The organism is Phycisphaeraceae bacterium (genome assembly GCA_019636735.1).
GTDB lineage: Bacteria > Planctomycetota > Phycisphaerae > Phycisphaerales > SM1A02 > VGXK01.
Genome location: JAHBWY010000007.1, coordinates 100,918 through 124,489 on the forward strand (window position 1 = coordinate 100,918; position 23,572 = coordinate 124,489).

A 23,572-nucleotide genomic window follows, 5' to 3' on the forward strand; every position below is an offset into this window, starting at 1 on the left:
GCGCCTCACGCGCGGCGGGCGAGGCTCTCAAACTCCTCGGGGGTCAGCCGGCGGATCGAGCCATCGAGCGCGCGTTCGTGCATGCGCCGGAGAATCACACTCCACTGCTCCGCCTGGTCCGGCTCGCTGCACGCGCGTTCAAGAAGGGCGACGAAGACATCGCGCCGCTGGCGATCTTCAGGCGCCCCCCGGGCCGCCATCGGCACGAGCCCTCGGAGCGATCTGACCAGTCGAGCCGGCCAGTCACTGGAACGGAAGTCGAGCCGGAAGCGGCGCCCGAACGCCGTGAGCTCCACCCGATTCAGGTAGCGGCGCTCGATTCGATCCCCTCGAGAGGTCCTGATCTCAAGCTGATCGCGTGTTCGGCGATGCTGCTCGATGCTGGTGCTCATGGTGGTGACATACAGCAGGTCGCGGGGCAGCCACAGTTCCGCCAGGGGAAGAATCGAAAGCCGCGTCCAGGTCTTCTCTTCGGTGTCCGGATCCGCGCGGTGCACGGCGGCAATCTGCTCGGCGAGCGCCTGGGCATAGGAGAGGCCACCGAACATCACCGCGCGGTGGAGCGCCACGACGAGATCCCTCTGCGCGGCTCGCCCCTCTTCGGAGCGATCGAGCTCCGGCATGCGGGCCAACTGGGCCTCGAGCAGCCAGCGCAAGCGAGGCGCCATCCGACGGCCGCCGCGCCCATCGCGCCCGAGTTCAAGGACCAGTCGACGGGCAAGTCGCGGCAACGGCTCCGCGCGTTCGCGCGCCGCTCGATCGGGTCGATCGGGCCGAAGCGCCAGTCGGCGGCCCGCCTCGAAGGCCTCGAGCGATCGGCCGTAGCCTCGCGATTCGACTCGCCGAAGCGCCGCCTCGATCGCCTCAAGTCGGACGGGAATCAACCCCCGTTGAAACGAGACACCCAGCAGGGTCAGGTCAATGACCCGATCCGAGAGAAATCCGCGACGCAGCGTGCGCGCGACATCGGCGGCAAAGACTCCATCGGGGCGGCAGACGCCCAGCGCCGTCGGCTCCAACTGCTCAAGCGCCGCAAGAGATGCGTCGTCAACCTGGTCGACCAGGCCACCGGAGTTCACAACGGCCCAAGTCCGATCCGCTCGGGCGACGCGAAGCAGCGGATCGGGGCCCATGGCGCGAAGGGCCTCCACGCCATCCATGCCGACGATGAGATCGGCCTCGCCATAGGGAATGCCCGCGGCGACCACGGCATCTTCACCCGGCGCAAGTCGCGTGAAGAGAACCTGCGACCATGAGCGACGGCCGGGACCGATCGGCGCCGTGTGCCAGGTGGCCTGCACGCGATAGCCCATGGCCCGGCCCGCCTCGCTCACCACGGCTGCGGCAATGCCCGGCGGCTCACCGCGATATCCCGCGAAGTGCGCTCGCCAGAGGCCCGCTCGGCCATGCACCGGTTGCGGCGGCGCCATGCGTCGCTCTCCCGCCTCCACGCGCCAGCGCGGTGGACGGGTGCGGACCACCTCGACTTGCTCAAGCAGCGGCCTCGCGCGGATGCTGGGAACCCACGCCCCCTCCTCGCTCTCCACGCGCACCGTGAACTCGGTCCGCACCGGATCGCTGCCACGCTCAAGCCCTCGCTCGACGAGCGCCGCCGTTGAGAGCGGGCGAAGCTCGCACGCCGTCTCCGCCGACCAGATGAGGCGCTGGGTCGGCGCGAAGCCGAGGCGATCGATCTCGACCGCGCTGCGTTCAAGCAGCGCCACATCACGCCGAGGCGGCGGACCGTCGCGCAGGAGCGCGAGGGTCACGCCTTCATGCTCCGCCGCGCGGCGCAGCATCGCCCGTGCCTCGCCGCGGTCGTTCAGATCCGCCCGCTCGACCAGCAGCCGCGCGGCACCCTCGATGGGCACGACCGCGCGCGCCAGTCGCTCGGGATCGGGCTCATCATCGGCGGCGAGGTCGCACAGGACGAAGATGCGCGCTCTCTCCGATGCCACGGCCTGACGGATCGCCCCGGCGCCTTCGAGCGCGAAGCGGCGGCGCTCCCAGATCTCGACCAGGACCTGGCGCTCGCCGGGATGAGTCGGCTGGTCGGCCACGACCAGCGCGATACGGGGCGACTCCACCTCCTCGGCCCGCTCCTCGGAGAGCTCCTTCGCGACTTCGGCGATGAGCTGGCGCGACAGGTCGATGGCGCTGGCAACACCGATCCCGGCGCCGCGTCGCGGCACCACCACGCGCTCCGCCTCGGGCTGCGCCGCCTCGAGGCGCGACGCGACACCAAGGTTCGGCCGCACGGCATGCAGCAGGTGAACAATCCGCCGCGCGAGGATCGACGGTCGAAGGGCGTCGTTCGCGTCAAGGGAGGCCGGGTGCTGCTCCTCGTCCGGAGGGAGTCGATGCCACCAGAGGAGCGACGGCTGCTCGCCGGAAGCGCGAGCCTCTTCCGCCGCGGTCGCAATGCTCAGCGCCACGCTCCCCGGGCGCGGCTCGAGGACGAGCACATTCTCACAGCGCTGCAGCAGACGAAGGAGCGCGGCCGGGTCGACCGGATGAACAAGCCCCAGGCGCATGAGCGGAATGCGCCCCGTCAATCCAAGCTCGCGAAGCACATGCTGGGCCGCGACCAGACATGGTCCGACCGCAATCAGGCCCCATGGTTCGCGCTCGCCGGGGCTCGGGAGCGAGAGGTGCAGGTTGAGTTCCATGCGGCGCGCGAGACGCATGACATCGAGCCCCTCGCCTCCCCGGGGGGCGCGACGCTCTCGCCGGAGCGCCAACAGCGCGTCGACGCGATCGAGCACGCGATTGGGCCTCGCCCTGATCGTCTCGAGCGATCGAAGAATCGACACATGCACGGCGATGATCGCCGCACCTCCGGCGCCTGCGGCGATGCGCAGTGCGTCGTCGATCGTGTCCCGGAGACTCTCCACATCGCTGGGCTCCAGACATGGCAGGTCGAGGCACTGCGCCGCATGTCGGGGGCATGACGAGGGTGAGAGGTCGGGGTTGTCCTCGATCACCACGACGGCCACGCCACGCGATGACGCTGTCTCGGTGGAGCGCCGCTGACGCACCCGCGCCGCGAGTCGCTCAAGCGCCGGCATCGCCCGCTCGAGGTGATCGTTGGGGACGAGCGCAACGCCCGACTCCCCGCGCGCCGCATCGGCATCGACCATCGCCACCGAGCGAGCGCCATCACCGCCGTCGACCACTTCCACCCGATGCTGTTCGAGCGTTCGGCGACTCGTCTCATCGCCAAGCAGGCGGAAGATCGGCTCGAAGGGCGCGCGACGCGGCGAGGCGATCGTGCGCACCGGACTCTCCGCTTCGAGCACTCCCTTGACGATTGCCTCGAATGCGCTCGCCAGGACATCGCCCTCGACGCGCGCCATCGCGGGAGTCCACGGCACGGGCTGCACCGACGAGGGGAGCGCCGTCATCGGCCCCGCCCCAGCCCAAAGTGCGAGAGAGCACGATCAACCGCCTCCGCGACGCCATCCCGATCGAAGGGCGCGACCACGACATCGGCGACCTGACGCACCGGCTCAATCGCGTTTCCCATCGCGATCCCGAGGCCCGCCGACTTCACCATGCCGACATCGTTGAGGCCATCCCCGATCGCGACGACGCGCGAAGGATCGATGTTGCGCTCCGAACAAATCCACTCGACGGCCGTCCACTTGTCGACCCCGCGAGCGAAGACTTCAAGCAGGTGCGTGGAACTCCCGACGGTCTCCGTCTGCGTCAGCGCCCCCCACTGCTGGGCGTGAATGAGCCCCCCGTGGCGGTCGAGCATGATTCGCGTGCAGGCGGCCAGGCGCTCGGAGGGCGCGACACTTCCCACTCGGAGCGTGCCATGGGTGAGCTCACGGCGATGCGCCTCATCGGGGCAGAGCACCTCGAGGCGCGTCAGATCGTGGGTATCGAACCACCAGCGCGACGCCGCGTCGAGCTGGTGTTCGCCGACCAGGCAATAGTCATGATCGCTTTCGTGGTGGTCCTTGAGAAGCAGTGCCCGATGTCCATGCTCGAGCAGCAGGCGCGTGCAGTCAGCCACCACTTCGGCATCAAGCGTCGCGCGGCGCACCGTGGCGCCGTCCCCGGCGCGATTGACCACGCTCCCGCCGGCACCCACCAGCAGGCCATCGTGGTTGATCGCATCGATCGCCCGTCGGGACTCCTTCCAATTCCGACCCGTGGCGAGGACGATTTCGATGCCGGCGTCGCGGGCCCTGTGAAGAGCTGCGGCATTGACGGCCGATACCCCGCCATCCCGGCCCAGCAGCGTGCCGTCGAGATCAATCACCAGGAGCGCCACTGCGGAGAAGGTACCCGCCTCAGGCAGCGCGAGAAAGGCGACGCTTGGGCTACACTGCCCGGTTCGACCCCATGGACAAGAGACTCAACCAAATCCAGACCGGTTCGCTGACCGACAGCCGCATGAACGAGGACTTCGTCTACTGGATGAAGACCACGGGCCTCAACATTCTGCTGATCATCCTGCTCATCGGCTGCGGTTACATGGGATGGCACTGGTGGCATCGGACGCAGAGCCAGACTCGCGCCCAGGCGTGGCAGCAACTCGAGCGAGCGGCGACACCACAGGAACTCGCCATTGTCGCCTCCGAGCGCGCCGGGATCGGATCGATTGCCTTCATCGCGAAGCTCCGCGCCGCCGACGGATACCTGGACTCGATCGTGAGCGGGATTCGCTTCGATCGTGACCCCACCGCCGCTGACGCGAAGGTCACCAATGAACTTCGCGTGGAGTGGCTCGACACGGCCGACCGCCTCTACGCCGAGGTCGCCGAAGATCTCTCACGATCGGGAACCGCCATTGCGCTCCAGCCGACGGCCTTCCATGCGCTCCTCGGGCGCGCCGCCGTCGCCGAGTCGCGGGGCGATGCCGCCGCAGCCCAGCGCTTCCTGGATCAGGCATCCTCGCTGGTTGAGAAGAGCTTCCCCGCGCTCGCCGCGATTGCCAAGGGTCGCGGCGAGGGGCTGGTGCTTGTGGCCGCGGGCATCGAACTGCCGCCGCGCGACAGCCTTCCTGCCGGCTCATCCGGTCCGTTCCTGCCGGGGTCGATGAACCTCCCCAACATTCCTGGTCTCCAGATCACTCCGGGTGGAACCGCAAGCCCCAATGTGACGATGACCCCGGTGCAGGGACCACCGCCGCTGCCGTTCCCGCCGCCCGTCAATGATCCGAACGCTCCGGCGCCCCGGCCCGCGCCCCCGGGCGGCCCGGCAGGACCGTGAGCGACTCGGAGCAGCCGCCTTCGCCGCCCGGGGATCCGGAGTCCTCCTCCCCTGATCTCGCGGCCGACGGCCCGGGCACCGAGGAACTGCTCGAACTCTACACCCGGCAGGACGCCGACGATGAGACGCCCGTCACGGTCTCCTTTGAGATCTCGCGCGCCATTGACAAGCGCATCGATCGCTACCTCGTCGATCGAGTGCCGTTCCTGAGCCGGACTTCGCTGCAGCGTCTCATTCGCGAGTCGTCGGTGACGGTCAATGGTCGCGTGCCGAAGCCGAGCACCAAGCTCCGGCGTGGAGATCTCGTGGTGGCGGTGCTGCCCCCGCCCCCTTCGCGCGAGATCGGCGCCGATGAGATTCCGCTCGAGGTGCTCTTTGAAGATGAGCATCTCATCGTGGTGAACAAGCAGGCGAATCTCATCGTGCACCCCGCGCGCTCAATCAAGCGCGGCACGCTCGTCAACGCGCTCGCGTGGCACTTTCTCCACTCGGGCTCGGGACACCTCTCGAGCGTCGGCGAGGATCTCGCGAGGCCGGGCATCGTCCATCGCCTCGACCGGCACACCACCGGCGCGATCGTCGCGGCCAAGAGTGATGTGGCCCATTGGCGATTGGCGAAGCAATTCCAGGATCGACGCACCAGCAAGCGCTACCTCGCACTCGTGCACGGCTCGGTCGAACCCGACGGCTCGCTCGTCGACTTGCCGCTCGGCAAGCATCCGACGATTCGTGAGCGATATGCCGTGCGCTGGGACGACACCGGAAAGGCGAGCCAGACCGTCGTCCGCGTGCTCGAGCGCTATCCGGCGGCCGAGCCGTCGCAGACCTGCTCGCTGGTTGAACTCGATCTGCTCACGGGGCGAACCCATCAGATTCGGGTGCATCTTTCTCACCTCGGCTGGCCGATTGTCGGCGATGACCTCTACGAAGGGCGCCCGCTGCGACGCTCGGCGTCAGGCGACGCGCTCATCGGGGAGTGGAGCGACCCCCGTGATCCGGGCCGCGATCGCGATGGGTCTCTTGACGGCCGTGAAGGAGAGCCCGCGATCCTCGCGCGCCAGGCGCTGCATGCGACCTCGCTCGAGTTCTCCCATCCCATCTCGGGCGAACCGCTGCGTTTCGTGGCGCCGTTGCCGGCGGATCTGCGCGCGGCCATCGATCTCCTGCGCCGACGCCGCTGCGTGGTCGTCGATGCGCCGGGCCATGAGATCGATCTTGCCGAGGTCGGGGTGCCGCGCGCGGCGTGAGGCGGGCGATCGCCCTCACCACGCATCGGGCAGTGCGAGAGCCCGATCGAGCTGCTCGAAGTACTCCTCCTCGCTGATCTCGATGGCCCCGAGACGCAGCGTGTGCTCGTTCGCAAACTGGCAGTCGAAGAGGCGGAAGCCCCGACATCGAAGGTGATCGACCAGCACGCTCAGCGCCGCGCTGCTGGCATCGCTGCCGCCCTCGTCGATGCGGCTGAACATGCTCTCGCCGAAGAAGGCGGCTCCCATCGCCACTCCGTAGATGCCGCCCACGATCCGCCCGTCGCGCCAGGTCTCCACCGAGTGGGCGAGGCCCAGCTCATGCAGTTGCGAGTACGCCGCGATGATCGGCTCATTGATCCAGCTCGACTCGCGACCCGGACGGCTCTCGGCACAGCCTCGAATCACCGCGGAGAAGTCCCGGTCGAAAGTCGCGGTGAAGGTCCCCCGCGCCAGCTTGCGCCGCGCGCCGCGTGGCGCTCGGAAGCGATCAAGGGGAAGGATGGCCCGCGTGCTCACGGTGAAGAGCGACCAGCGGTCGGAATCGGGCTCGCCCATGGGGAACGCTCCGCGCACATAGGCCCCGATCAGGATGCCGATGGTGAGTTCGCCGGGGCTTCCTTCGGGCTCCGCAGGATCCACGGTGGTCCACTCGCCCGACTCGTCCCCGGTGCATGGCTCGCCCGGAGGTCCTCCCTCCGGCTCCGCGAAGGAAGGACCCTCTGAACCCGGATTCGGCTCGTGGGAGGCACCGCTCATCGGGTCATTGTTGCACCTGTGGTGGATCGGGGGCGAGTACTCTTCCGCCGCGCTGCCATGGACTTCGGCCTGCTCATCCAGAATCTGCTCTCGCCGCCGATTCTCTTCTTTGCCCTCGGCATGGCGGCCACGCTGCTCCGCTCCGATCTCGACCTGCCCGCAGCCGTCACGCGAGCACTCTCGATCTATCTCCTGATGGCGATCGGCATCCACGGCGGTGTTGAGCTCGCCGGGACCGGCATCTCAGGACAGGTAGCGCTCACGCTCGTCGTGGCGGTGACGGCCAGTGCGCTCTTTCCCTTCGTCTCATATGCCATTCTTCGACGCTGGCTCGATCCCGCGAATGCCGCCGCGATCGCCGCCTGCTACGGCTCGGTGAGCGTGGTGACCTTCGTCACCGCCGCGGGCTTTCTCGATCGCGCGGAGATCGCCTACAGCGGATTCATGGTGGCGGCGGTGGCGCTCATGGAGTCACCCGCCATCGTCACCGGCGTGCTGCTCGGTCGTCGGGGCATGATGAAGCTCGAAGCGAGTGAGGCTCGGGGCGCCGCAGGCGGAGGTGCCCCAGACGCGCCCCGCGCCGGCTCCTCGGCCGCGGCCAAGCACTCTTCCGGCGGTCGCTCGGTGCTGCATGAAGCGCTCACCAACGGCGCCGTGGTCCTGCTCGTCGGAAGCCTGCTCATCGGGCTTGCCACGGGTGAACGAGGCTGGCTCTCCATCAAGCCCTTCGTCAAGGATCCCTTCCAGGGTCTCCTCTGTCTCTTCCTGCTGGACATGGGGCTGATGGCGGCGAAGCGCCTCAGGGATCTGCGCCGATCCGGTCTGCCGCTGCTCATCTTTGCACTGGTGACTCCGGTGGCTCAGGCCACGCTGGGGGCCCTCTGCGCCGCGCTGCTTGGGCTCTCACGCGGCGACGGCATGCTGCTCGCCGTCCTCTTCGGAAGCGCGAGTTACATCGCCGTCCCGGCCGCGGTGCGCATCGCGCTGCCCCGCGCCAATCCAAGCCTCTTTGTGCCGATGGCCCTTGCGGTCACTTTCCCGCTCAACATCACCATCGGCATGCCGCTCTATCTGATGATGGCCTCCTCTTGGTGCAACCCATGACCAGGGAACCCTGCCAGCGCGTGGAGATCGTGGTGGACCAGCCCCACCTCTCCGTGGTGATCGATGCGATTCGCGACGCCAGTGCCGATGGTTGGACCGTGCTGCGCGAAGTCAGCGGAAGCGGCGGCCGCGGCGAACAGTGGGCCGATGACCTCTCCGGTTCCGGCAGCAATGTCATGATCATCGTTGCCGCCGAGAGGACCGTCGTCGATCGCGTGCTTCAGGCCGTGGCGCCGATCCTGCGCGAAGCGGGTGGCATCTGTCTCGTCTCTGACGCGGTGCGACTCCTCCCCGGACCGTGAGCGGCGCGACGCGTGAATCAGTGTGGTGCCGCCACCTTCGGCATGCTCACGGTGCGCACCTGCGTGAATTGTCGGTGACCGAGCGGTCCGGAGTGGAAGCCGAACCCCGATTGCTTCGCGCCGACCCACGGTGAGCCCTTCGCACCACCGCATCCCTGATTGATGCCGATCATGCCCGAGTGCAGCCGCCGCGCGAAGGCCCGCGCCCGCTCCACATCGCGGCTGAAGACGGCGGCACCGAGTCCATAGGGCGTGTCGTTCGCGAGTGACGCTGCATCATTCTCCGAGTCGAACTCCATGATGCACGCGACCGGACCGAAGGTCTCCTCGCGCATGATCTCCTTCGTGTGATCGAGCCCGTCGAGCACGGTCGGTGGATAGAAATTGTCGCCGGGCTTGGGATCTCCACCCAGAAGAACGCGAGCGCCCTGCTCGACCGCGCGGCGCACGGCGGCATCGACCTTCTCCTTCTGCTCGCGGCTGACCATCGGCCCGATGGTGACTCCCTCGTCGCTCCCCGGTCCCTGGACGAGCGCCTTGGCCTTCTCGATGACCAGCGCCTTGAAGCGCTCCGCAATCGAGCGATCGACATAGATCCGCTCGGTGCTCACGCACACCTGCCCCGCGTTGCGGAAGCTGTTGCGCACGGCGAAGGTCGCGGCGGCTTCGAGGTCGGCGTCGCGCAGCACGACCAGCGGATCCTTGCCTCCGAGTTCGAGCACGAGACGCTTCAAGCCTCCCGCGGCCGCCTTCATGATGTTCTGCCCCGCCGATCGGCTCCCGGTGAAGGCGATGAGATCGACATCGGCGGAGACCAGCGCTCGCCCCTGTCGCTCATCGCCGAAGATGAGTTGCAGCACATCGGGCGGCAGCGAGGGTGTGACGCACTCCGTCCAGGCTCGAGCGACAAGCGGCGTGAGTTCGCTCGGCTTGAGGAGCACCGCATTCCCGGCGACAAGCGCGGGCACGACATTCTCCTGTGGCATCAGCACGGGAAAGTTCCACGGCGTGATCGCCGCGCAGACCCCCAGCGGATCGAAGTGGAGCGTCGTCTCGGTCTTCTCATCGACGAGATGCTCGGGCTCGATGGCCGCAACGATCTCATCGAGCTCGGCGGCGAAGGAGTCGGCGGCGTAACTCACTTCGCCAATCGCTTCCTTGATGGGCTTGCCCATTTCGCGGCAGAGCAGCGTGCCGATCTCCTCGGCGCGCGACTTGAGAACCTTGGCCGCAGGTCGGAGCATCTCCGCTCGCTGCGCCGCGGGTACATCGGCCCAGCGCCGCTGCACGGCGCACGCCCGCGCCACCATGCCGGGGATCGCCTCGACGGCGGTCATGGGCACCGCACCGACGACTTCGCCCGTCGCAGGGTTGAAGCTCTCGAGCACTCCGGGCGGTTCGGAGGGCGCGGAGGTCGTTGTCGTTGCACTGGTCATGGTGACAGCCTAGTGCCCCGCCCCATCCGAGCAGGCGCGGCGGATCGCTCACCGAGGAGCGAGTCGGCGAAGGAAGTCTTCACCCGACATGGGCCTGATCGGTGCGCTCGTTCGGTCACAGGCGGAGCGGACCGAGAGCGAACTGCTCGAGGCCCATGCCCGGGCTTGCCTTCGTCGTCGCGTCGTCTCGCCTTCTATGCTCGGGCCATGGACGAGATTCGCATGAGTGACGAGCGCTGGCGCCACACGAGCGCCTACATTCGGGCGCTCTTTGCCCGGGAGGACGAGGTCCTCGAAGGTCTCATGACGCGGGCCACCGCGGAAGGACTGCCCGCGATCGACGCGGGCCCCGAGAGCGGGCGCATGCTCCAGATGCTCGCGATGATGACGGCGGCAGCGCTCGCCATCGAGGTCGGCACCCTCGCGGGTGTCTCGGCGATCTGGATTGCACGCGGCCTCGCTCCGGGCGGGCGCCTCCTGTCAGTCGACATCGAGGCGAAGCATCAGCGCGTCGCGGCACGCGAGGCGGCCGCCGCAGGGGTCGCCGATCGCATTGAGTTCCGGCTCGGGCGAGGCAGCGAGGTGCTGCCAGCATTGATCGATGAAGTGGGCGCAGGTTCAGTCGACCTGCTCTTTCTCGATGCGGAGCGGCGCGAGTATCTGCCCATGATGCCCGTCATCAAACGACTGCTCCGGCCCCGAGGCGTGCTCGTCATCGACAACGCCCTGAGCGCCGGGCGATGGATCGCCGATCCCTATGCCGCAGGCGAAAGTCCCGACACCATGGATCTCGTGAACCGAGCGGTCGCGTCGGATGGTGACTTCGCCGCATCGACGCTGCTGCCCGTGGGCAATGGCCTGCTGGTCGCCGTCCGAACGCCCTTGCTCTGAAGGAGTCCGACAGCGCATCATCCTCGAAACAACTCCCCTGGCGCGCGGGCGCGGCCCGCGGCATCACGAAGGACCCCTCGCTATCTTCCCGTCCACCATGACCCTCTTCACGAACCGACTTCTGGCCCTCGTCACGCTCGCGCTTGTCGCCGGTTGCTCCTCGACTCCTGCGTCCGGTCCTGACGCATCTCCGATGACCGCCGCTCTGCGTGAGACGATCTCCCCCGATGAGGCGGTCCAGCGCCTCCTGCGGGGCAATGAGCGATTCGTCGCCGGCCGTCCGCTGCATCGCGACACCATCGGTGAAGCCCGAGCGAGCGCCGGCGGCCAGTACCCCTTTGCGATCATCCTCGCGTGCATTGACTCGCGCTCGGCGCCCGAGGTCGTCTTCGACCAGGGGATCGGCGATATCTTCGTTCCGCGAGTCGCCGGCAACTACGCACCGACCGACCTCATCGGCAGCATGGAGTTCGCCGCCCTCGTGGCGGGCGCCAAGGCAATCATGGTGGTGGGTCACACAAGCTGCGGCGCCGTGATGGGCGCCTGCGACGGCGTGCAGCTCGGCAATCTGACCACGGTGATCGAGAGCATCCGCCCCGCGGTCAACTCGGTTCCCGGCTTCACGGGCGAGCGGACCTCGGCCAATCCGGCATTTGTCCAAGCGGTCGCCGAGCAGAATGTGCGACTGACCGTGGCCCGCATCCGGGCGCAGAGCGAGATCATTCGCGATCTGGAGAGGGAAGGACGCATCACCGTCGTCGGCGCCATGCATGACCTTTCGACCGGACGAGTGACGCTCCTCAACTGACGAGTGCGCTGCTTCTGCGACGGCCCAGCCGCACTTCGGCGCGGACAACTCCTCCGGCGACGACAGACCCTTCGATCGGCGACGAGCAGGTCACGAAAGGGTCTCCTACCGCTGATCAATCCTGATCGGCTCGCCCCAGATCCTCTTCACAGTGGCCAGGTTGAAGGGCATGGTGTGCGCGATGCCGCTCGGGTCGACGAAGATCGGCGCGGGGCGAAGGGTCTCGCCATCGTCGAGGAAGCCACCAGGCCAACCCGTGCCGAACCCGATGGCCTTTCCGCCCACCACATCGAAGCGATAGAAGGGCCCATCGGGCTCGGGACCGACGATCACCAGATAGACGCGATCGGGATCGAAGGACTTGAGCCCATCGACCTGCTCAAAGCGCGACTCGCCCGACCCCGACGGTGGTTGCGGATCTCTCGGCACGAAGACGCGCCCGCGTGCGAGGAGAAAATCGGGCGTCGCCTGTGCCATCGACACCGGAACCCCATCGGCGAGTCGAATGACGGTCCGCTTCGCCATGCCCCCTTCCATGTTGCCGATGCCGACCGCAATGAAGTGATTCGGTGAACGCAGAAGCGGCCCGCCCACGGCGCCGCCGTCATAGAGCGCGGCTTCATCGCGCGGCTGGGAACACGCGACCGCCGCGAACGAAAGAAGACACAGGGCCACCGCCAGCGGAGCGCGACGCCAGAGATCAAAAGCTCTCATCGAGCGGCAAGATACGCTCCGCCGCGCCCGCTCGTCACGCCGACTGCTTCTTCGGCCTGAAGATCCGAAGGAGTCGGGTCACCGGGTCATAGAACTCATCGACCACGCGCTCCTTGAGCGGGATGATCGCATTGTCAGTGATGGTGATGTGCTCGGGGCAGACCTTCGTGCAGCACTTCGTGATGTTGCAGTAGCCGAGGCCGTCGCTGTCCTTCAGGTCCTTCAGGCGATCCTCGGTGTCGAGGGGGTGCATTTCGAGCGCCGCCGTGTAGACGAAGTGCCGAGGTCCGGCGAATTCCGGGTGCTTGTGGTGATCACGGAGGACATGGCAGACATCCTGGCAGAGGAAGCACTCGATGCACTTCCTGAACTCCTGGACGCGCTCCACATCCTCCTGCTGCATGCGCCAGGTGCCATCCGGAGCATCGGGCTTCCGAGGCTTGAAGGGCCTGATCCGCTTCTTGACGCGATAGTTCCACGAGACATCCGTGACGAGATCGCGGATGAGCGGGAACGACTGCAGGGGTTCGATGATGACCGGCTTCGAGAGGTCGAGATCGCTGAGGCGCGTCATGCACATGAGGCGCGGCTTGCCGTTGACTTCAGCGGAGCAGCTCCCGCACTTGCCCGCTTTGCAGTTCCAGCGGCAGGCGAGCGTCGGTGCGCTCTCCGCCTGGATCTGATGCACGGCGTCGAGCACGACCATGCCCTCGCCCACCTCGGTCTGGTAGTCCTTGAAGGCGGCGCTCTTCTGATCACCGCGCCAGATTCGGAAGGTTGCCTGGGACATTCGTCACCTCGTGGATCGTCTTCGAACGCGAAGGAGCTTCGGATGAACGGAGCCGCCGGTCAACCCATCTCCTTGATGATCGCCGCAAGATCCTCGCGCAGCGGCGGTCTTTCGACTCTCTCAAGTTGCATGGAACCATCGCCGGCGCGCCGAACCACCGTGTTGTACTTCTGGGCCGCCGGATCCTTCTCGGGGAAATCATCGCGGAAGTGACCGCCGCGACTCTCGCGCCGATCGAGCGCACAGCGGGCGAGTGCTTCGGACACGCAGAGAAGATTCGGCAGATCGAGCGCCGTGTGCCACCCCGAGTTGTACTCGCGACTTCCGTCAATGCCCGCCTTGCGCGCCCGCTTCTTCAACTCCTCGATGCCGTCAAGCGCCTTCTGCATGTCGTTCTCGTGGCGCACGATGCCAACGCCATCCTGCATCAGGTTCTGAAGGTCCTTCTGGATGGCAAAGGGGTTCTCACCATCGGGGCGATCGAAGGGTTCGAGAGCCCTCTGCGCCGCCAACCTGACTTGCGCTTCATCGATCCGGACCTCGCCCTTCTCCTTCGCCCACTTCGCCGCGAACTCGCCGGCTCGCTTGCCGAAGACGAGAAGATCGGAGAGGGAGTTTCCACCGAGGCGATTCGCGCCATGCAGTCCGGCGGCGACTTCGCCTGCCGCAAAGAGCCCGGGGACGGTGCTCATCTGCGTCACGCCATCGACGCGCACGCCACCCATCACATAGTGCACCGTCGGACCGACCTCCATCGGCTCCTTCGTGATGTCGACCCCGGCCAACTCCTTGAACTGGTGGTACATGCTCGGGAGCTTCTTCTTGATGTGCTCCTGTGCGCTCGGGATCTTCTCCTTGATCCAGGCAATGTCGAGGAAGACGCCGCCGTGCGGTGAACCCCGCCCCGCCTTGATCTCCTTCACGATGCAGCGGGCGACATGGTCTCGAGTAAGGAGTTCCGGCGGTCGCATGGCGCTCTTGTCACCGGTCACATAGCGCCATCCCTCTTCCGCGTCCTTCGCCGTCTGGCTGCGGTAGTTGTCGGGAATGTCGTTGAACATGAAGCGCTCGCCCCTGGCATTCACCAGGCGACCACCTTCGCCGCGCACGCCCTCGGTCACCAGGATGCCTCGCACCGATGGCGGCCAGACCATGCCGGTCGGGTGGAACTGCACGAACTCCATGTCCATCAGGTCGGCGCCGGCGTCATAGGCGAGCACATGCCCGTCGCCGGTGTACTCCCAGCTGTTGCTCGAAATCTTGAATGAGCGGCCGATGCCGCCGGTGGCCAGCACCACGGCCTTCGCACGGAAGACGCGGAAGCGGCCGAGCTCGCGGTCGTAGCCGAAGGCACCGGCCACGCGATTGCCATCCTTCAGGAGCGCCGTGATCGTGTGCTCCATGTAGATCTCGATCCCCTGATGGATGCCGTGATCCTGGAGCGTGCGGATCATCTCGAGACCGGTGCGATCGCCGACATGCGCCAATCGCGGGAATCGATGTCCGCCGAAGTTCCGCTGGAGGATCCGGCCATCCTTCGTGCGATCGAAGAGAGCGCCCCACGCTTCGAGCTCCCGCACTCGGTCGGGTGCCTCCTTCGCATGAAGCTCGGCCATGATCGGGTTGTTCAGGTACTGACCGCCTCGCATCGTGTCGGCGAAGTGCACCTTCCAGTTGTCGCGATCATCGACATGGCCCATCGCGGCCGCCATGCCGCCTTCGGCCATCACCGTGTGCGCCTTGCCGAGGAGCGACTTGCAGACGAGGCCGACCGAGGTGCCGGGCGTTGCCGCCGCTTCGATCGCGGCCCGGAGCCCTGCGCCGCCTGCGCCAATGACCAGGACATCGTGTTCGTGGGTCTTGAAGTCGCTCATGGCTGGTCCTGCGTGCGGCGGGAGTGAACCCCGGCGCATGATTCCTCAGAAGATGAAGTGGAAGTCGCTGATCTTCCCCGACGCGAGCAGCCTCACATAAACATCGCTGCCGCCCACCCAGATCAAGCTGACCCACGCCCAGAGCATGTGACGCTTGTTGAGCGAGGTGACGCACTTCCAGCAGGCGTGACGAATCGGAGCCTTCGACGGCTGATCGACATGACCGCCCGCGATGTGCCGTGCACAATGGCAGCCGAAGGTGTACATGCCGAGAAAGACGGCGTTCAGGAGCAGCACGATCGAACCGACGCCGATTCCGAAGCGGATGCCCTCGGGCGTCTCCCAGAAGAACGCGCGGATGCCGTCATAGAGCAGGATCAGGATGAAGAGCGCGGCGATGTAGAAGAAGAAGCGATGGGCGTTTTGAAGCACCAGCGGAAGCCAGCGCTCGCCGCGGTAGTTCTCTCCGCGGAAGCTCGGCTCACCCACGGCACAGTTGGGTGGATCGCCCCAGAAGGCCTTGTAGTAGGCGCCTCGGTAGTAGTAACAGGTCATCCGGAAGCCGACGGGCGCCCAGAGAATCAGAATGGCCGGTGAGAAGGGAAGCCATGCGGGCCACCAGCCTGGCTGGGTCGAACCGAAGAGTCGCGGCTCGCCCTCCTGACCGAAGAGCAGCGGCGCGTAGAAGGGCGAAAGGTAGTGGGCGCCGCCGCCCGCATAGAAGTAGTTGTTGCCTTGCAGCGCCGCCCAAGTGGCATAGATGACGAAGATCATCAACCCGCCGAAGACCACGACGGGTTGCAGCCACCAGGCGTCCGTGCGAGAGGTCTCCCCGAAGCCGCGCATCGGCGGCAGCGTCAACTGTGGAAGCGAAACATCCGACCGTGCCATCGTGCCTCCTCGTGGGCGATTCCGAAGGGGGCGAAGCATACACTGCGCGCCTCGCTCGCGGAGCCATCCGACGACATGGCTCTTTCGATCCGCCTGTGCCCCGGATGCATGGCGAAAGGAGAGGCGCTTGCACAGAGCCACCGACCTGCCCCAAGCCTTCAAGTCTGCACGCACAATCGCCCGGCGTCATCGCGTGATTGACGGTTCTTCCTTCCGGCTTTCGGACCATGATCCCGCCGACACCGGCCCCTTCACCGCGGAAGACAAGCCGAGAGCGCGCGAGGCGCTCGCCAACGGCATTCGATTTCTCTCCGAGCTCCAGGAGAAGCTCTACGCCTCCGACACATGGTCGCTGCTGCTGATTCTTCAGGCGCTTGATGCCGCTGGAAAGGATGGCCTCATCAAGCATGTCATGAGCGGCGTGAACCCGCAGGGCTGCCAGGTGGTTTCGTTCAAGGCACCATCATCCGAGGAACTCGATCATGACTTTCTCTGGCGCTGCATCAAGCGACTGCCCGAGCGTGGACGGATCGGCATTTTCAATCGCTCCTGGTACGAGGAAGTGCTCGTTGTCCGGGTGCATCGCCACTTGCTCGAAGCGCAGAAGCTTCCGCCCGAGAAGGTGACGAAGCGCATCTGGCGGGACCGCTGCCGCGACATCCGCTGTTTCGAGCGTTACCTCTCCGGCAACGGCACGGTCGTCCGCAAGGTCTTTCTCAATGTCTCGCGGCAGGAGCAGCGGCGCCGCTTTCTGGAGCGGCTCACCGACCCTGAGAAGCACTGGAAGTTCTCCGCGGCCGACATCCGCGAACGAGGTCACTGGGACGCCTACATGGACGCGTACGAAGATGCGATCCGCCGCACGGCAACCCGCGACGCGCCGTGGTATGTCGTGCCCGCCGACAACAAGTGGTACACGCGCATCGTCGTCGGGGCGGTGCTCCTCGAATCCCTGGCGCGCCTCGATCTTCGATATCCGATTGTCACGGCCCAGCAGGAGGCGGCACTTCGGGAAGCGCGGGCGCAACTGGAATCGGAGGGCTGAAGTCGAGGGGGTGCGGCGGCGCTCGCGCGAATCCCGGGCCGCCGGCACGCCGGGACCGATCGCCCCGTGCCGCCGCGGACCTTCCGGCCGGACCGGGTGACCTGCTGACGCCTCCGCCTCGTTCATGATGCCGCCCCTCGCAGCCACCAGCGTTCCGGCCGGATAGAACACCCCGCGCTCGGGCAATCTCCGGGCCTCTCTCGAGGATTGGGTGTTGCATCGATCCCGCGGCTTCTGATAAGGTTCTCGACTCTCCCCTGCAAGGGCCGTCGGTGACGGCGGGAGCGTTCATCGGGTTTTCGCAAACCTCGAGTCTGCACTCGGGCTTGCGACACTCGACGCTCTCACGGCGCCGCATGGGGCATCGGATCGCGGCTGATCGATGCTCTCGCCTTGGGATTTGGTGCCGCGGCAGGGATGGTCCCTGTTCCGCGTTTCGCGCGTCGCAGAACAGGCGCCGCCACGGCGGCTTCAGGACACTCCCCTTCACCGAACACCGACAACCCACCTCCGATCGTGGAATCGGTTCGCCGACCGCGCCCGCATTCCACCGTGAACCGGTTCGCGCGGCGTAAGGTCATTGGCCTCGCACCGCTCCCCCGCTGGCCCGTGGTGTAACGGTAGCACACGAGATTTTGATTCTTAGAGTCCTGGTTCGAATCCAGGCGGGCCAATCCTCCTCACGCTGAACATCGCCTTGCCACACTCCGCCACCCATCACGCATCGCCCTCCGCCATCATCATGGCCGCCGGCAAGGGCACTCGAATGAAGAGCGACCTGCCGAAGGTCATGCATCCGGTTGCCGGGCGCCCGATGGTCGAATGGGTCATCGATGCCGCACTCGAAGCGGGTGCCGCGCCGGTCGTCCTCGTGATCGGTCATGGCGCCGAGCTGGTGCGATCGACCATCAATCGGCGCGGGGGTCGCGTCGAGTTCGTCGTGCAGGAGCCGCAACTGGGCACCGGTCACGCGGTGGATCAGGCCCGTCCGTTGGTCGAGGCGGGTCGGCTCGGCTCGGAGACGCTGGTGCTGGCCGGCGACGGCCCGCTCATCCGCGCGGAGACGCTTCGCACGCTGCTTGAAGCCCATCGAGCTCGCCGAGCCGTGGCGACGCTGGCCACGAGCCAGGTGGCCGATCCGACGGGATATGGGCGCATCGTGCGCCGCGCCGACGGAAGTCTCGACCGTATCGTCGAAGAGCGCGACGCGAGCCCCGAGATCAAGCGGATCCGGGAGATCAACCCAAGCTACTACTGCTTCGATACGGCGCAGCTCTACTCCGCCCTTTCGCGCGTGACCAACACCAATGCCGCGCGTGAGTACTACCTGACCGATGTCTTTGCCCTTCTCGGCGCCGACGGCGGTACGGTCGCGGTCGTCGACGCAGTCCCCGCCGAAGATGTCCTGAGCATCAACACGCCCGAGCAGCGCGACGAGGTCGAAGCGCTCCTCAGCGCTCGCCTCCTGACGATCGACGGTGGCGCTTCGCGTCCGCACCTGGAGGGTCGCCCATGAGCGCCAGCGATCGGGATTCTCTCAAGATCTTCGCGGGCTCCACCGGTCAGGCCCTGGCCGAGGCGATGTGCCGTCATCTCGAACTTCCGCTTGGTGCTGCGGAGACGAAGCGATTCCCCGACGGCGAACTGCTCGTCAAGCTCGACGAAGATGTCCGAGGGCGCGACTGCTTCGTGGTGCAATCGACCTCCGATCCGGTGAACGACAGCCTGGTCGAGCTGCTCATCTTCATCGACTGCCTGCGCCGCGCGAGTGCGAAGCGCATCACCGTGGTCATGCCCTACTTCGGCTATGCCCGGCAGGATCGCAAGGACGAAGGCCGCGTGCCGATCACGGCGAAGCTCGTGGCGAACCTCATCTCGGCTGCCGGCGCGCATCGCGTGCTCTGCATGGATCTGCATGCGGCCCAGATTCAGGGCTTCTTCGACCTCCCGGTTGATCACCTCGCCGCCGCGCCGGTCCTGAGCGACTACTTCATTCACAATCGCGAGCGATTCGGCCGCTGCGTCGTCGTCTCCCCCGATGTCGGCAACGCCAAGGTCGCCAACATGTACGCCGACATCCTCGGCGTCGATCTCGCCATCATCGACAAGCGCCGCAAGAGCGGTTCGCAGGTGGTCATCAAGGGACTCATCGGCGAGGTCGAAGGCTGCGCGGTCCTGATGTTCGACGACATGATTTCGACCGCGGGCACCGTCTGCGAGGCCGCGCAGGTGGTGATGGATGCCGGCGCCGTCGGTGTGCATGTCGCCTGTACCCACGCGCTCATGGTCGGCCCGGCCATCGAGCGCCTGCGCTCGGGCCCCATCGGTCAGGTCGTCGTGACCGACACCATTCCCATCGGGACGAGGCTGGAGAAACTCGGCAGCAAGCTCGTCACGCTCACGGTCGCCCCGCTTCTCGGCGAGGCCGTGCATCGCATCCATCACAACGAATCCGTTTCAGCGCTCTTCCGCAATGGCGTGGGGGTCAAGCGCTGATCGCGTTTTCGACGCGCAGCGCCGCTCCCCTCGACGCCTCGAACCCACACTCAACGCCTTTCACGATCGAAGGAGTTTTCAATGTCCAAGGACACCCCCACCCTCACCGCTCAGCGACGCGATCGCCTGGGCACCCGCTACGCCCGACGCCTTCGTCAGGGCGGTCGCCTCCCCGCCGTCATCTACGGACACAAGACCGATCCTCTCGCCGTGAGCCTCGACGAGAAGGAGGTCCTCACCTCGCTCAAGCGCGGCGCGCATGTGCTGAACATCGCCATCGAAGGCGGCGCCACCGAGACCTGCCTGGTGAAGGAGCTTCAGTTCGGCTACCTCGGTGACAATGTCGTGCATCTCGACCTCGCCCGCGTCGATCTCGACGAAGTCGTGGAGGTCAAGGTGCACCTCAACTTCTTCGGGCAGCCCGAGTCGGCTCGCCGTCCCGGCGCCGTCATGGTGCACGACCTGAACGAGATCGAAGTGCGCTGCAAGGTGCGCGACATTCCCGAGGGCATCCGAGTGGATCTCTCGGCGATGGATGAGGACTTCGCGGCGCGCGATGTGAAGCTGCCCGCCGGCGTCGAACTCGTGACGCCAGCCGACACCCTGGTGAGCCATGTTGAGATCGTCAAGGAGGAGGTCGCCGCATCGCCCGAGGCGGCAGGCGCCGAAGCCGCCGCCGAGCCCGAAGTGCTCACGGCCCGCAAGGACAAGGAAGGCGAAGGCGAGGCGAAGCCGAAGTCATGAAGTTGATCGTCGGTCTCGGCAATCCCGGCCCCGCCTACGAGCGGACCCGACACAATGTCGGGTTCGAGGTGGTGGACCGCGTGGCGCGCCGTCTCGTCGACCCGCAGCGGTCGGTGGCGAAGGCCCGCTTCTCCGGGTTGCTGCTCGAAGCCGACCTCGACGACGAGCGCCTTCTCCTGCTCAAGCCCACCGTCTTCATGAATCGCTCCGGAAGGAGCGTGGCCGAGGCCGTGCGCTTTCACAAGCTCGATCTGGCGAAGGACCTGCTCGTGATCGTGGACGACCTGGCGCTCCCCTGTGGGAGCATTCGGCTTCGTCCCGATGGAGGCGCCGGCGGACACAACGGCCTCTCCGACATCGGCGCCGCGCTCGGAGGATTCAACTGGGCGCGGCTTCGAATCGGCATCGATCCTCCCGGTCAGATTCCCCAGGCCGACTATGTCCTCGGCCGCTTCCGTCCCGATCAGCTCCCCGCGGTGGAGTCGTCAATCGAAGAGTCCGTGGCCGCCAGCCTCTGCTGGGCCACTGAAGGACTCGAGACCGCCATGAATCGTTTCAATCGTCGCTCGAATGCTCCCGGCACGAGCGACCCAACCCCAAAGGCATGACCATGTCAGAGACCCGAGTTCACAACTACGAAGCGTTCGTCCTCTTCCCCCAGTCGGCGGCCGCCGATCTCCAGGGATGCGTCGATCATGTCACCGAGATCATCGCCAACCGCAAGGCGGAGCTGCTCAGCATCGCCAAGTGGGATGAGCGCCGACTCGCCTATGACATTCGAAGCAACAAGCGAGGCCTCTACCTGCTGGCCTACTTCCGCTGCGACACAAAGCTCGTCAATCAGGTTGAGCGCGACTTCACCCTCTCGGAGCGCATCCTTCGGGCCCTCGTGACCCGCTGCGAGCACCTCACCGAGGAGCAGATGCGCAACGCCGAGGCGATGCAGCGCACCCAGGATGAGGCCCGACTGCGCCGCGATCCGGTCGCGACGGCCCCCGAGGGCGTCACGACCGAGGAGACGACGAGCGCCTGAACCGGCAAGGTCGGCGGGGGCGATCGCCCCCGGGTGACCTGGCGTCCGGCGGGGCTCGGGGGCTCCAACTCCGGAAAGAAGGAAAGGCGGCCCACGGCCCGGCCTGACCCGTATAGAATCCGAACATCGCGTCCAGGACGGACGCGTGAGGACGCTTCCGCGGCCTCTCCCAAGGATCAGGGCCGCAAGGCCCACTCTCGAACCGCTTCTGTACGGAGACGACATCATGGCGAACTTCAACAAGGTCATTCTGCTGGGCAACCTCACTCGTGATGTGGAGGTCAAGTCGATTGCCGGGGGGCAGTCGGTCGCGAAGATCGGACTCGCCATGAATCGCCGCTATCGCACGAAGGAAGGCGATGAGCGCGAGGAGACCACCTTCGTCGATTGTGAGGCGTGGGGTCGGACGGCCGAGGTCATGGGCCAGTACCTCCGCAAGGGTCAGCCGGTCTTCATCGAGGGCCGTCTCAAGCTCGACCAGTGGGAGGACAAGGATGGCAACAAGCGCTCCCAGCTCAGGGTGGTGGTCGAGAACTTCCAGTTCGTCGGCGCCCGCGAGAACGGTGGGCGCGATGGGGGTTCCCGTCGTGCCGACGATGGCGGCCGCGATCGCTCCAATTCGCCCTCGTATGAAGCGGCGCATGTCGCGCCACCCGAGTCCGATGTCCCCTTCTGATCGGTGGCACCGAGCCGCTTTACTGCGGTAACGACTTCTGGCACAATACCCGGCTCGCCACGGTCGGGGACCATCGAGGTCCCCGGCCAACACGCTGGGCGTCGTGGCACGCCCTAACTCCCTGAAGGACAGCGAATCATGAACAAGTCGCGCATCGAGCTGCTGCTCAATCGAAATGTCGAGAACCTCGGCATCGTCGGTGATGTCGTCAAGGTGAAGCCAGGCTTCGCCCGCAACTATCTCCTCCCCCATCGCATCGCCGAGCACCCGACCCCTGAGAAGATCGAGGCTCTCAAGGAGGCCCGCGCCAAGGCACAGGCTGAACTCGCGCGGCTCCGCTCCGAGCGCGTCGCACTCATTGAGCGGATCGACTCGGTCACCATCAAGCTCGTCCGAAGCTGCAACGACCAGGGCCTGCTCTACGGGGCCGTCAGTCAGCGTGACATCGCCGACCAGCTCGTGGCCGACGGGTACGGCGTCGACACTCGCGCCGTCCGTCTCGCGAGCCCCATTCGGCGGATCGGCACCTATCACTGCGTCATCCAGTTCGATCGCGATCTCCGCGCCGAGATTCACATCGATGTGCTCCCCGACCGCGCGATCGAGGCATTCACCCAGCAGCAGAGCGCGACCACCGAAGCAACAGAAGAAGCTCCGAAGGATGGCGCTTCCGATGAGGGCGAGCAGGGCGACTCCGCCCCAGGCCGTAAGGGCCCGGCCGACACCGAGGCCGCAGGTGGCAAGGGCGGCAAGGCACGAAAAGGCGAGACTCCGGCCCGCGAAGGCCGATGACGGCAAGCGCCGACGGGAACGATCCCGACCCGGCCCCCACCCGGACTCCCGCCGACGGATTGGCGGGACCCGTGCCGGGGAGTCCGTCCCATCGTCCGGCCCCGCAAGGTCGCCAGGAGCACACGATGCCAACTGTCGTTCTGCGTCGCGAGATCCTTCCTGAAACCCGCCGTTCGCTCACCCACAAGTTCTCGATCGGAAGCCACGAGGGCTATCTCACCATCGGTCTCTTCCCCGATGGTCGTCCCGGCGAGATCTTCATCAAGATGAGCAAGGAAGGGTCGACACTCTCGGGTCTCATCCAGGGCTTCTGCCGCGCCTTCAGCCTCGCCCTTCAGCACGGCCTCTCGGCGAGGGAGGCGGCGGAGCGGTTCCGAGGCATGCGCTTCGAACCGAGCGGCCCCACGAACAACCCGGAGATCCCCGAGGCAACGAGCATCCTCGACTATGTGGCCCGCTACCTCCAGGCGCACTTCGTCGAGGAAGAGCGCCTGCCGCGAGCGCACGAGCGCGCGTAAGTTCGCGCGGCGTCGAGGCGCCCGACGGAGGCCGCGAGACCACTCACTCGACCTTGGGTGACCGCGCGTAAGTTCGCGCGGCATCGGAGCCCCACGGGAACCGCGAAGCAACTCCCTTGCCCATGCGTGACCGCGCGCCAGTTCGCACGGCGTCGAGGCGCCCGACGGAGACCGCGACACAACTCACTCGACTTCGGGCGACCGCGCGTCTCTTCAAGCAGGCCCATTC

The 23,572-nt window shown here is 66.5% G+C and carries 23 protein-coding genes and 1 tRNA gene; 16 read left to right on the forward strand and 8 right to left on the reverse strand.

Annotated elements, in window-relative coordinates; all coding sequences use genetic code 11:
* Nucleotides 1-5: 5 nt before the first annotated feature.
* Nucleotides 6-3,404: a hypothetical protein gene (locus KF724_10870; GenBank protein ID MBX3356183.1), complete on the reverse strand. Its 3,399-nt coding sequence runs from the start codon at nucleotides 3,402-3,404 to the stop codon at nucleotides 6-8.
* Entirely contained in the window at nucleotides 3,401-4,282 is an 882-nt protein-coding gene (locus tag KF724_10875) for an HAD hydrolase family protein (protein MBX3356184.1), read from the reverse strand. The genes KF724_10870 and KF724_10875 overlap by 4 nt, the downstream gene beginning before the upstream one ends.
* A gap of 71 nt (nucleotides 4,283-4,353) precedes the next feature.
* Between KF724_10875 and KF724_10880 the strand changes: the two genes are divergently transcribed.
* Entirely contained in the window at nucleotides 4,354-5,223 is an 870-nt protein-coding gene (locus KF724_10880) for a hypothetical protein (GenBank protein ID MBX3356185.1), read from the forward strand.
* Complete coding sequence (locus KF724_10885; GenBank protein ID MBX3356186.1) at nucleotides 5,220-6,470, forward strand: RluA family pseudouridine synthase; 1,251 nt, start codon at nucleotides 5,220-5,222, stop codon at nucleotides 6,468-6,470. The genes KF724_10880 and KF724_10885 overlap by 4 nt, the downstream gene beginning before the upstream one ends.
* A gap of 15 nt (nucleotides 6,471-6,485) precedes the next feature.
* Here the strand turns inward: KF724_10885 and aat are convergent, their stop codons facing one another.
* Complete coding sequence (aat, locus tag KF724_10890; GenBank protein ID MBX3356187.1) at nucleotides 6,486-7,229, reverse strand: leucyl/phenylalanyl-tRNA--protein transferase; 744 nt, start codon at nucleotides 7,227-7,229, stop codon at nucleotides 6,486-6,488.
* 57 nt (nucleotides 7,230-7,286) lie between these two features.
* Between aat and KF724_10895 the strand changes: the two genes are divergently transcribed.
* Both KF724_10895 and KF724_10900 read left to right on the forward strand, forming a co-directional pair.
* Entirely contained in the window at nucleotides 7,287-8,333 is a 1,047-nt protein-coding gene (locus KF724_10895; protein ID MBX3356188.1) for a sodium-dependent bicarbonate transport family permease, read from the forward strand.
* Complete coding sequence (locus KF724_10900; protein MBX3356189.1) at nucleotides 8,330-8,635, forward strand: hypothetical protein; 306 nt, start codon at nucleotides 8,330-8,332, stop codon at nucleotides 8,633-8,635. The genes KF724_10895 and KF724_10900 overlap by 4 nt, the downstream gene beginning before the upstream one ends.
* A 17-nt stretch (nucleotides 8,636-8,652) precedes the next feature.
* Here KF724_10900 and KF724_10905 read toward each other — a convergent pair whose 3' ends face one another.
* A complete protein-coding gene (locus KF724_10905) occupies nucleotides 8,653-10,071 on the reverse strand; it encodes an aldehyde dehydrogenase (protein MBX3356190.1) in 1,419 nt (472 codons plus the stop codon).
* Between the two features lie 207 nt (nucleotides 10,072-10,278).
* On the opposite strand from KF724_10905, the gene KF724_10910 reads away from it, so the two are divergent.
* A complete protein-coding gene (locus KF724_10910) occupies nucleotides 10,279-10,962 on the forward strand; it encodes a class I SAM-dependent methyltransferase (protein MBX3356191.1) in 684 nt (227 codons plus the stop codon).
* A gap of 97 nt (nucleotides 10,963-11,059) precedes the next feature.
* The gene (locus tag KF724_10915; GenBank protein MBX3356192.1) at nucleotides 11,060-11,770 is read left to right on the forward strand and encodes a hypothetical protein; all 711 of its coding nucleotides are present in this window, start codon (nucleotides 11,060-11,062) and stop codon (nucleotides 11,768-11,770) included.
* A 105-nt stretch (nucleotides 11,771-11,875) separates the two neighbouring features.
* On the opposite strand, the gene KF724_10920 is transcribed toward KF724_10915, so the two are convergent.
* The 4 genes from KF724_10920 to KF724_10935 are packed head-to-tail and all read right to left on the reverse strand — an operon-like array spanning nucleotide 11,876 to nucleotide 16,039.
* Nucleotides 11,876-12,484 carry a hypothetical protein gene (locus tag KF724_10920; GenBank protein MBX3356193.1) on the reverse strand — a complete coding sequence of 203 codons (609 nt, stop codon included), beginning with the start codon at nucleotides 12,482-12,484 and terminating at the stop codon, nucleotides 11,876-11,878.
* Between the two features lie 34 nt (nucleotides 12,485-12,518).
* Nucleotides 12,519-13,274 carry a succinate dehydrogenase/fumarate reductase iron-sulfur subunit gene (locus tag KF724_10925; protein ID MBX3356194.1) on the reverse strand — a complete coding sequence of 252 codons (756 nt, stop codon included), beginning with the start codon at nucleotides 13,272-13,274 and terminating at the stop codon, nucleotides 12,519-12,521.
* Between the two features lie 59 nt (nucleotides 13,275-13,333).
* The gene (locus KF724_10930; protein ID MBX3356195.1) at nucleotides 13,334-15,148 is read right to left on the reverse strand and encodes a fumarate reductase/succinate dehydrogenase flavoprotein subunit; all 1,815 of its coding nucleotides are present in this window, start codon (nucleotides 15,146-15,148) and stop codon (nucleotides 13,334-13,336) included.
* A 45-nt stretch (nucleotides 15,149-15,193) separates the two neighbouring features.
* Entirely contained in the window at nucleotides 15,194-16,039 is an 846-nt protein-coding gene (locus tag KF724_10935; protein MBX3356196.1) for a hypothetical protein, read from the reverse strand.
* 127 nt (nucleotides 16,040-16,166) lie between these two features.
* On the opposite strand from KF724_10935, the gene KF724_10940 reads away from it, so the two are divergent.
* The 10 genes from KF724_10940 to KF724_10985 all read left to right on the forward strand — a co-directional run bounded on the left by KF724_10940 (nucleotide 16,167) and on the right by KF724_10985 (nucleotide 23,343).
* Nucleotides 16,167-17,084, forward strand: a complete 918-nt coding sequence (locus tag KF724_10940) for a polyphosphate kinase 2 family protein (protein MBX3356197.1) — start codon at nucleotides 16,167-16,169, stop codon at nucleotides 17,082-17,084.
* 603 nt (nucleotides 17,085-17,687) lie between these two features.
* Nucleotides 17,688-17,758 (forward strand) — tRNA-Gln (locus KF724_10945).
* Nucleotides 17,759-17,781: 23 nt separating this feature from the next.
* The gene (locus KF724_10950) at nucleotides 17,782-18,600 is read left to right on the forward strand and encodes an NTP transferase domain-containing protein (protein ID MBX3356198.1); all 819 of its coding nucleotides are present in this window, start codon (nucleotides 17,782-17,784) and stop codon (nucleotides 18,598-18,600) included.
* Nucleotides 18,597-19,580 carry a ribose-phosphate pyrophosphokinase gene (locus tag KF724_10955; GenBank protein MBX3356199.1) on the forward strand — a complete coding sequence of 328 codons (984 nt, stop codon included), beginning with the start codon at nucleotides 18,597-18,599 and terminating at the stop codon, nucleotides 19,578-19,580. Before KF724_10950 ends, KF724_10955 begins: the two co-directional genes overlap by 4 nt.
* 81 nt (nucleotides 19,581-19,661) lie before the next feature.
* Nucleotides 19,662-20,324 carry a 50S ribosomal protein L25 gene (locus tag KF724_10960; protein MBX3356200.1) on the forward strand — a complete coding sequence of 221 codons (663 nt, stop codon included), beginning with the start codon at nucleotides 19,662-19,664 and terminating at the stop codon, nucleotides 20,322-20,324.
* Nucleotides 20,321-20,932, forward strand: coding sequence for an aminoacyl-tRNA hydrolase (pth, locus tag KF724_10965; GenBank protein ID MBX3356201.1), 612 nt, complete (start codon nucleotides 20,321-20,323; stop codon nucleotides 20,930-20,932). The genes KF724_10960 and pth overlap by 4 nt, the downstream gene beginning before the upstream one ends.
* 2 nt (nucleotides 20,933-20,934) lie before the next feature.
* Nucleotides 20,935-21,357, forward strand: a complete 423-nt coding sequence (rpsF, locus tag KF724_10970) for a 30S ribosomal protein S6 (protein MBX3356202.1) — start codon at nucleotides 20,935-20,937, stop codon at nucleotides 21,355-21,357.
* A gap of 226 nt (nucleotides 21,358-21,583) precedes the next feature.
* Nucleotides 21,584-22,033: a single-stranded DNA-binding protein gene (gene ssb / locus KF724_10975; GenBank protein ID MBX3356203.1), complete on the forward strand. Its 450-nt coding sequence runs from the start codon at nucleotides 21,584-21,586 to the stop codon at nucleotides 22,031-22,033.
* A 138-nt stretch (nucleotides 22,034-22,171) separates the two neighbouring features.
* Entirely contained in the window at nucleotides 22,172-22,825 is a 654-nt protein-coding gene (rplI, locus tag KF724_10980; protein MBX3356204.1) for a 50S ribosomal protein L9, read from the forward strand.
* A gap of 125 nt (nucleotides 22,826-22,950) precedes the next feature.
* Nucleotides 22,951-23,343, forward strand: coding sequence for a hypothetical protein (locus KF724_10985; GenBank protein ID MBX3356205.1), 393 nt, complete (start codon nucleotides 22,951-22,953; stop codon nucleotides 23,341-23,343).
* Nucleotides 23,344-23,572 lie beyond the last annotated feature (229 nt).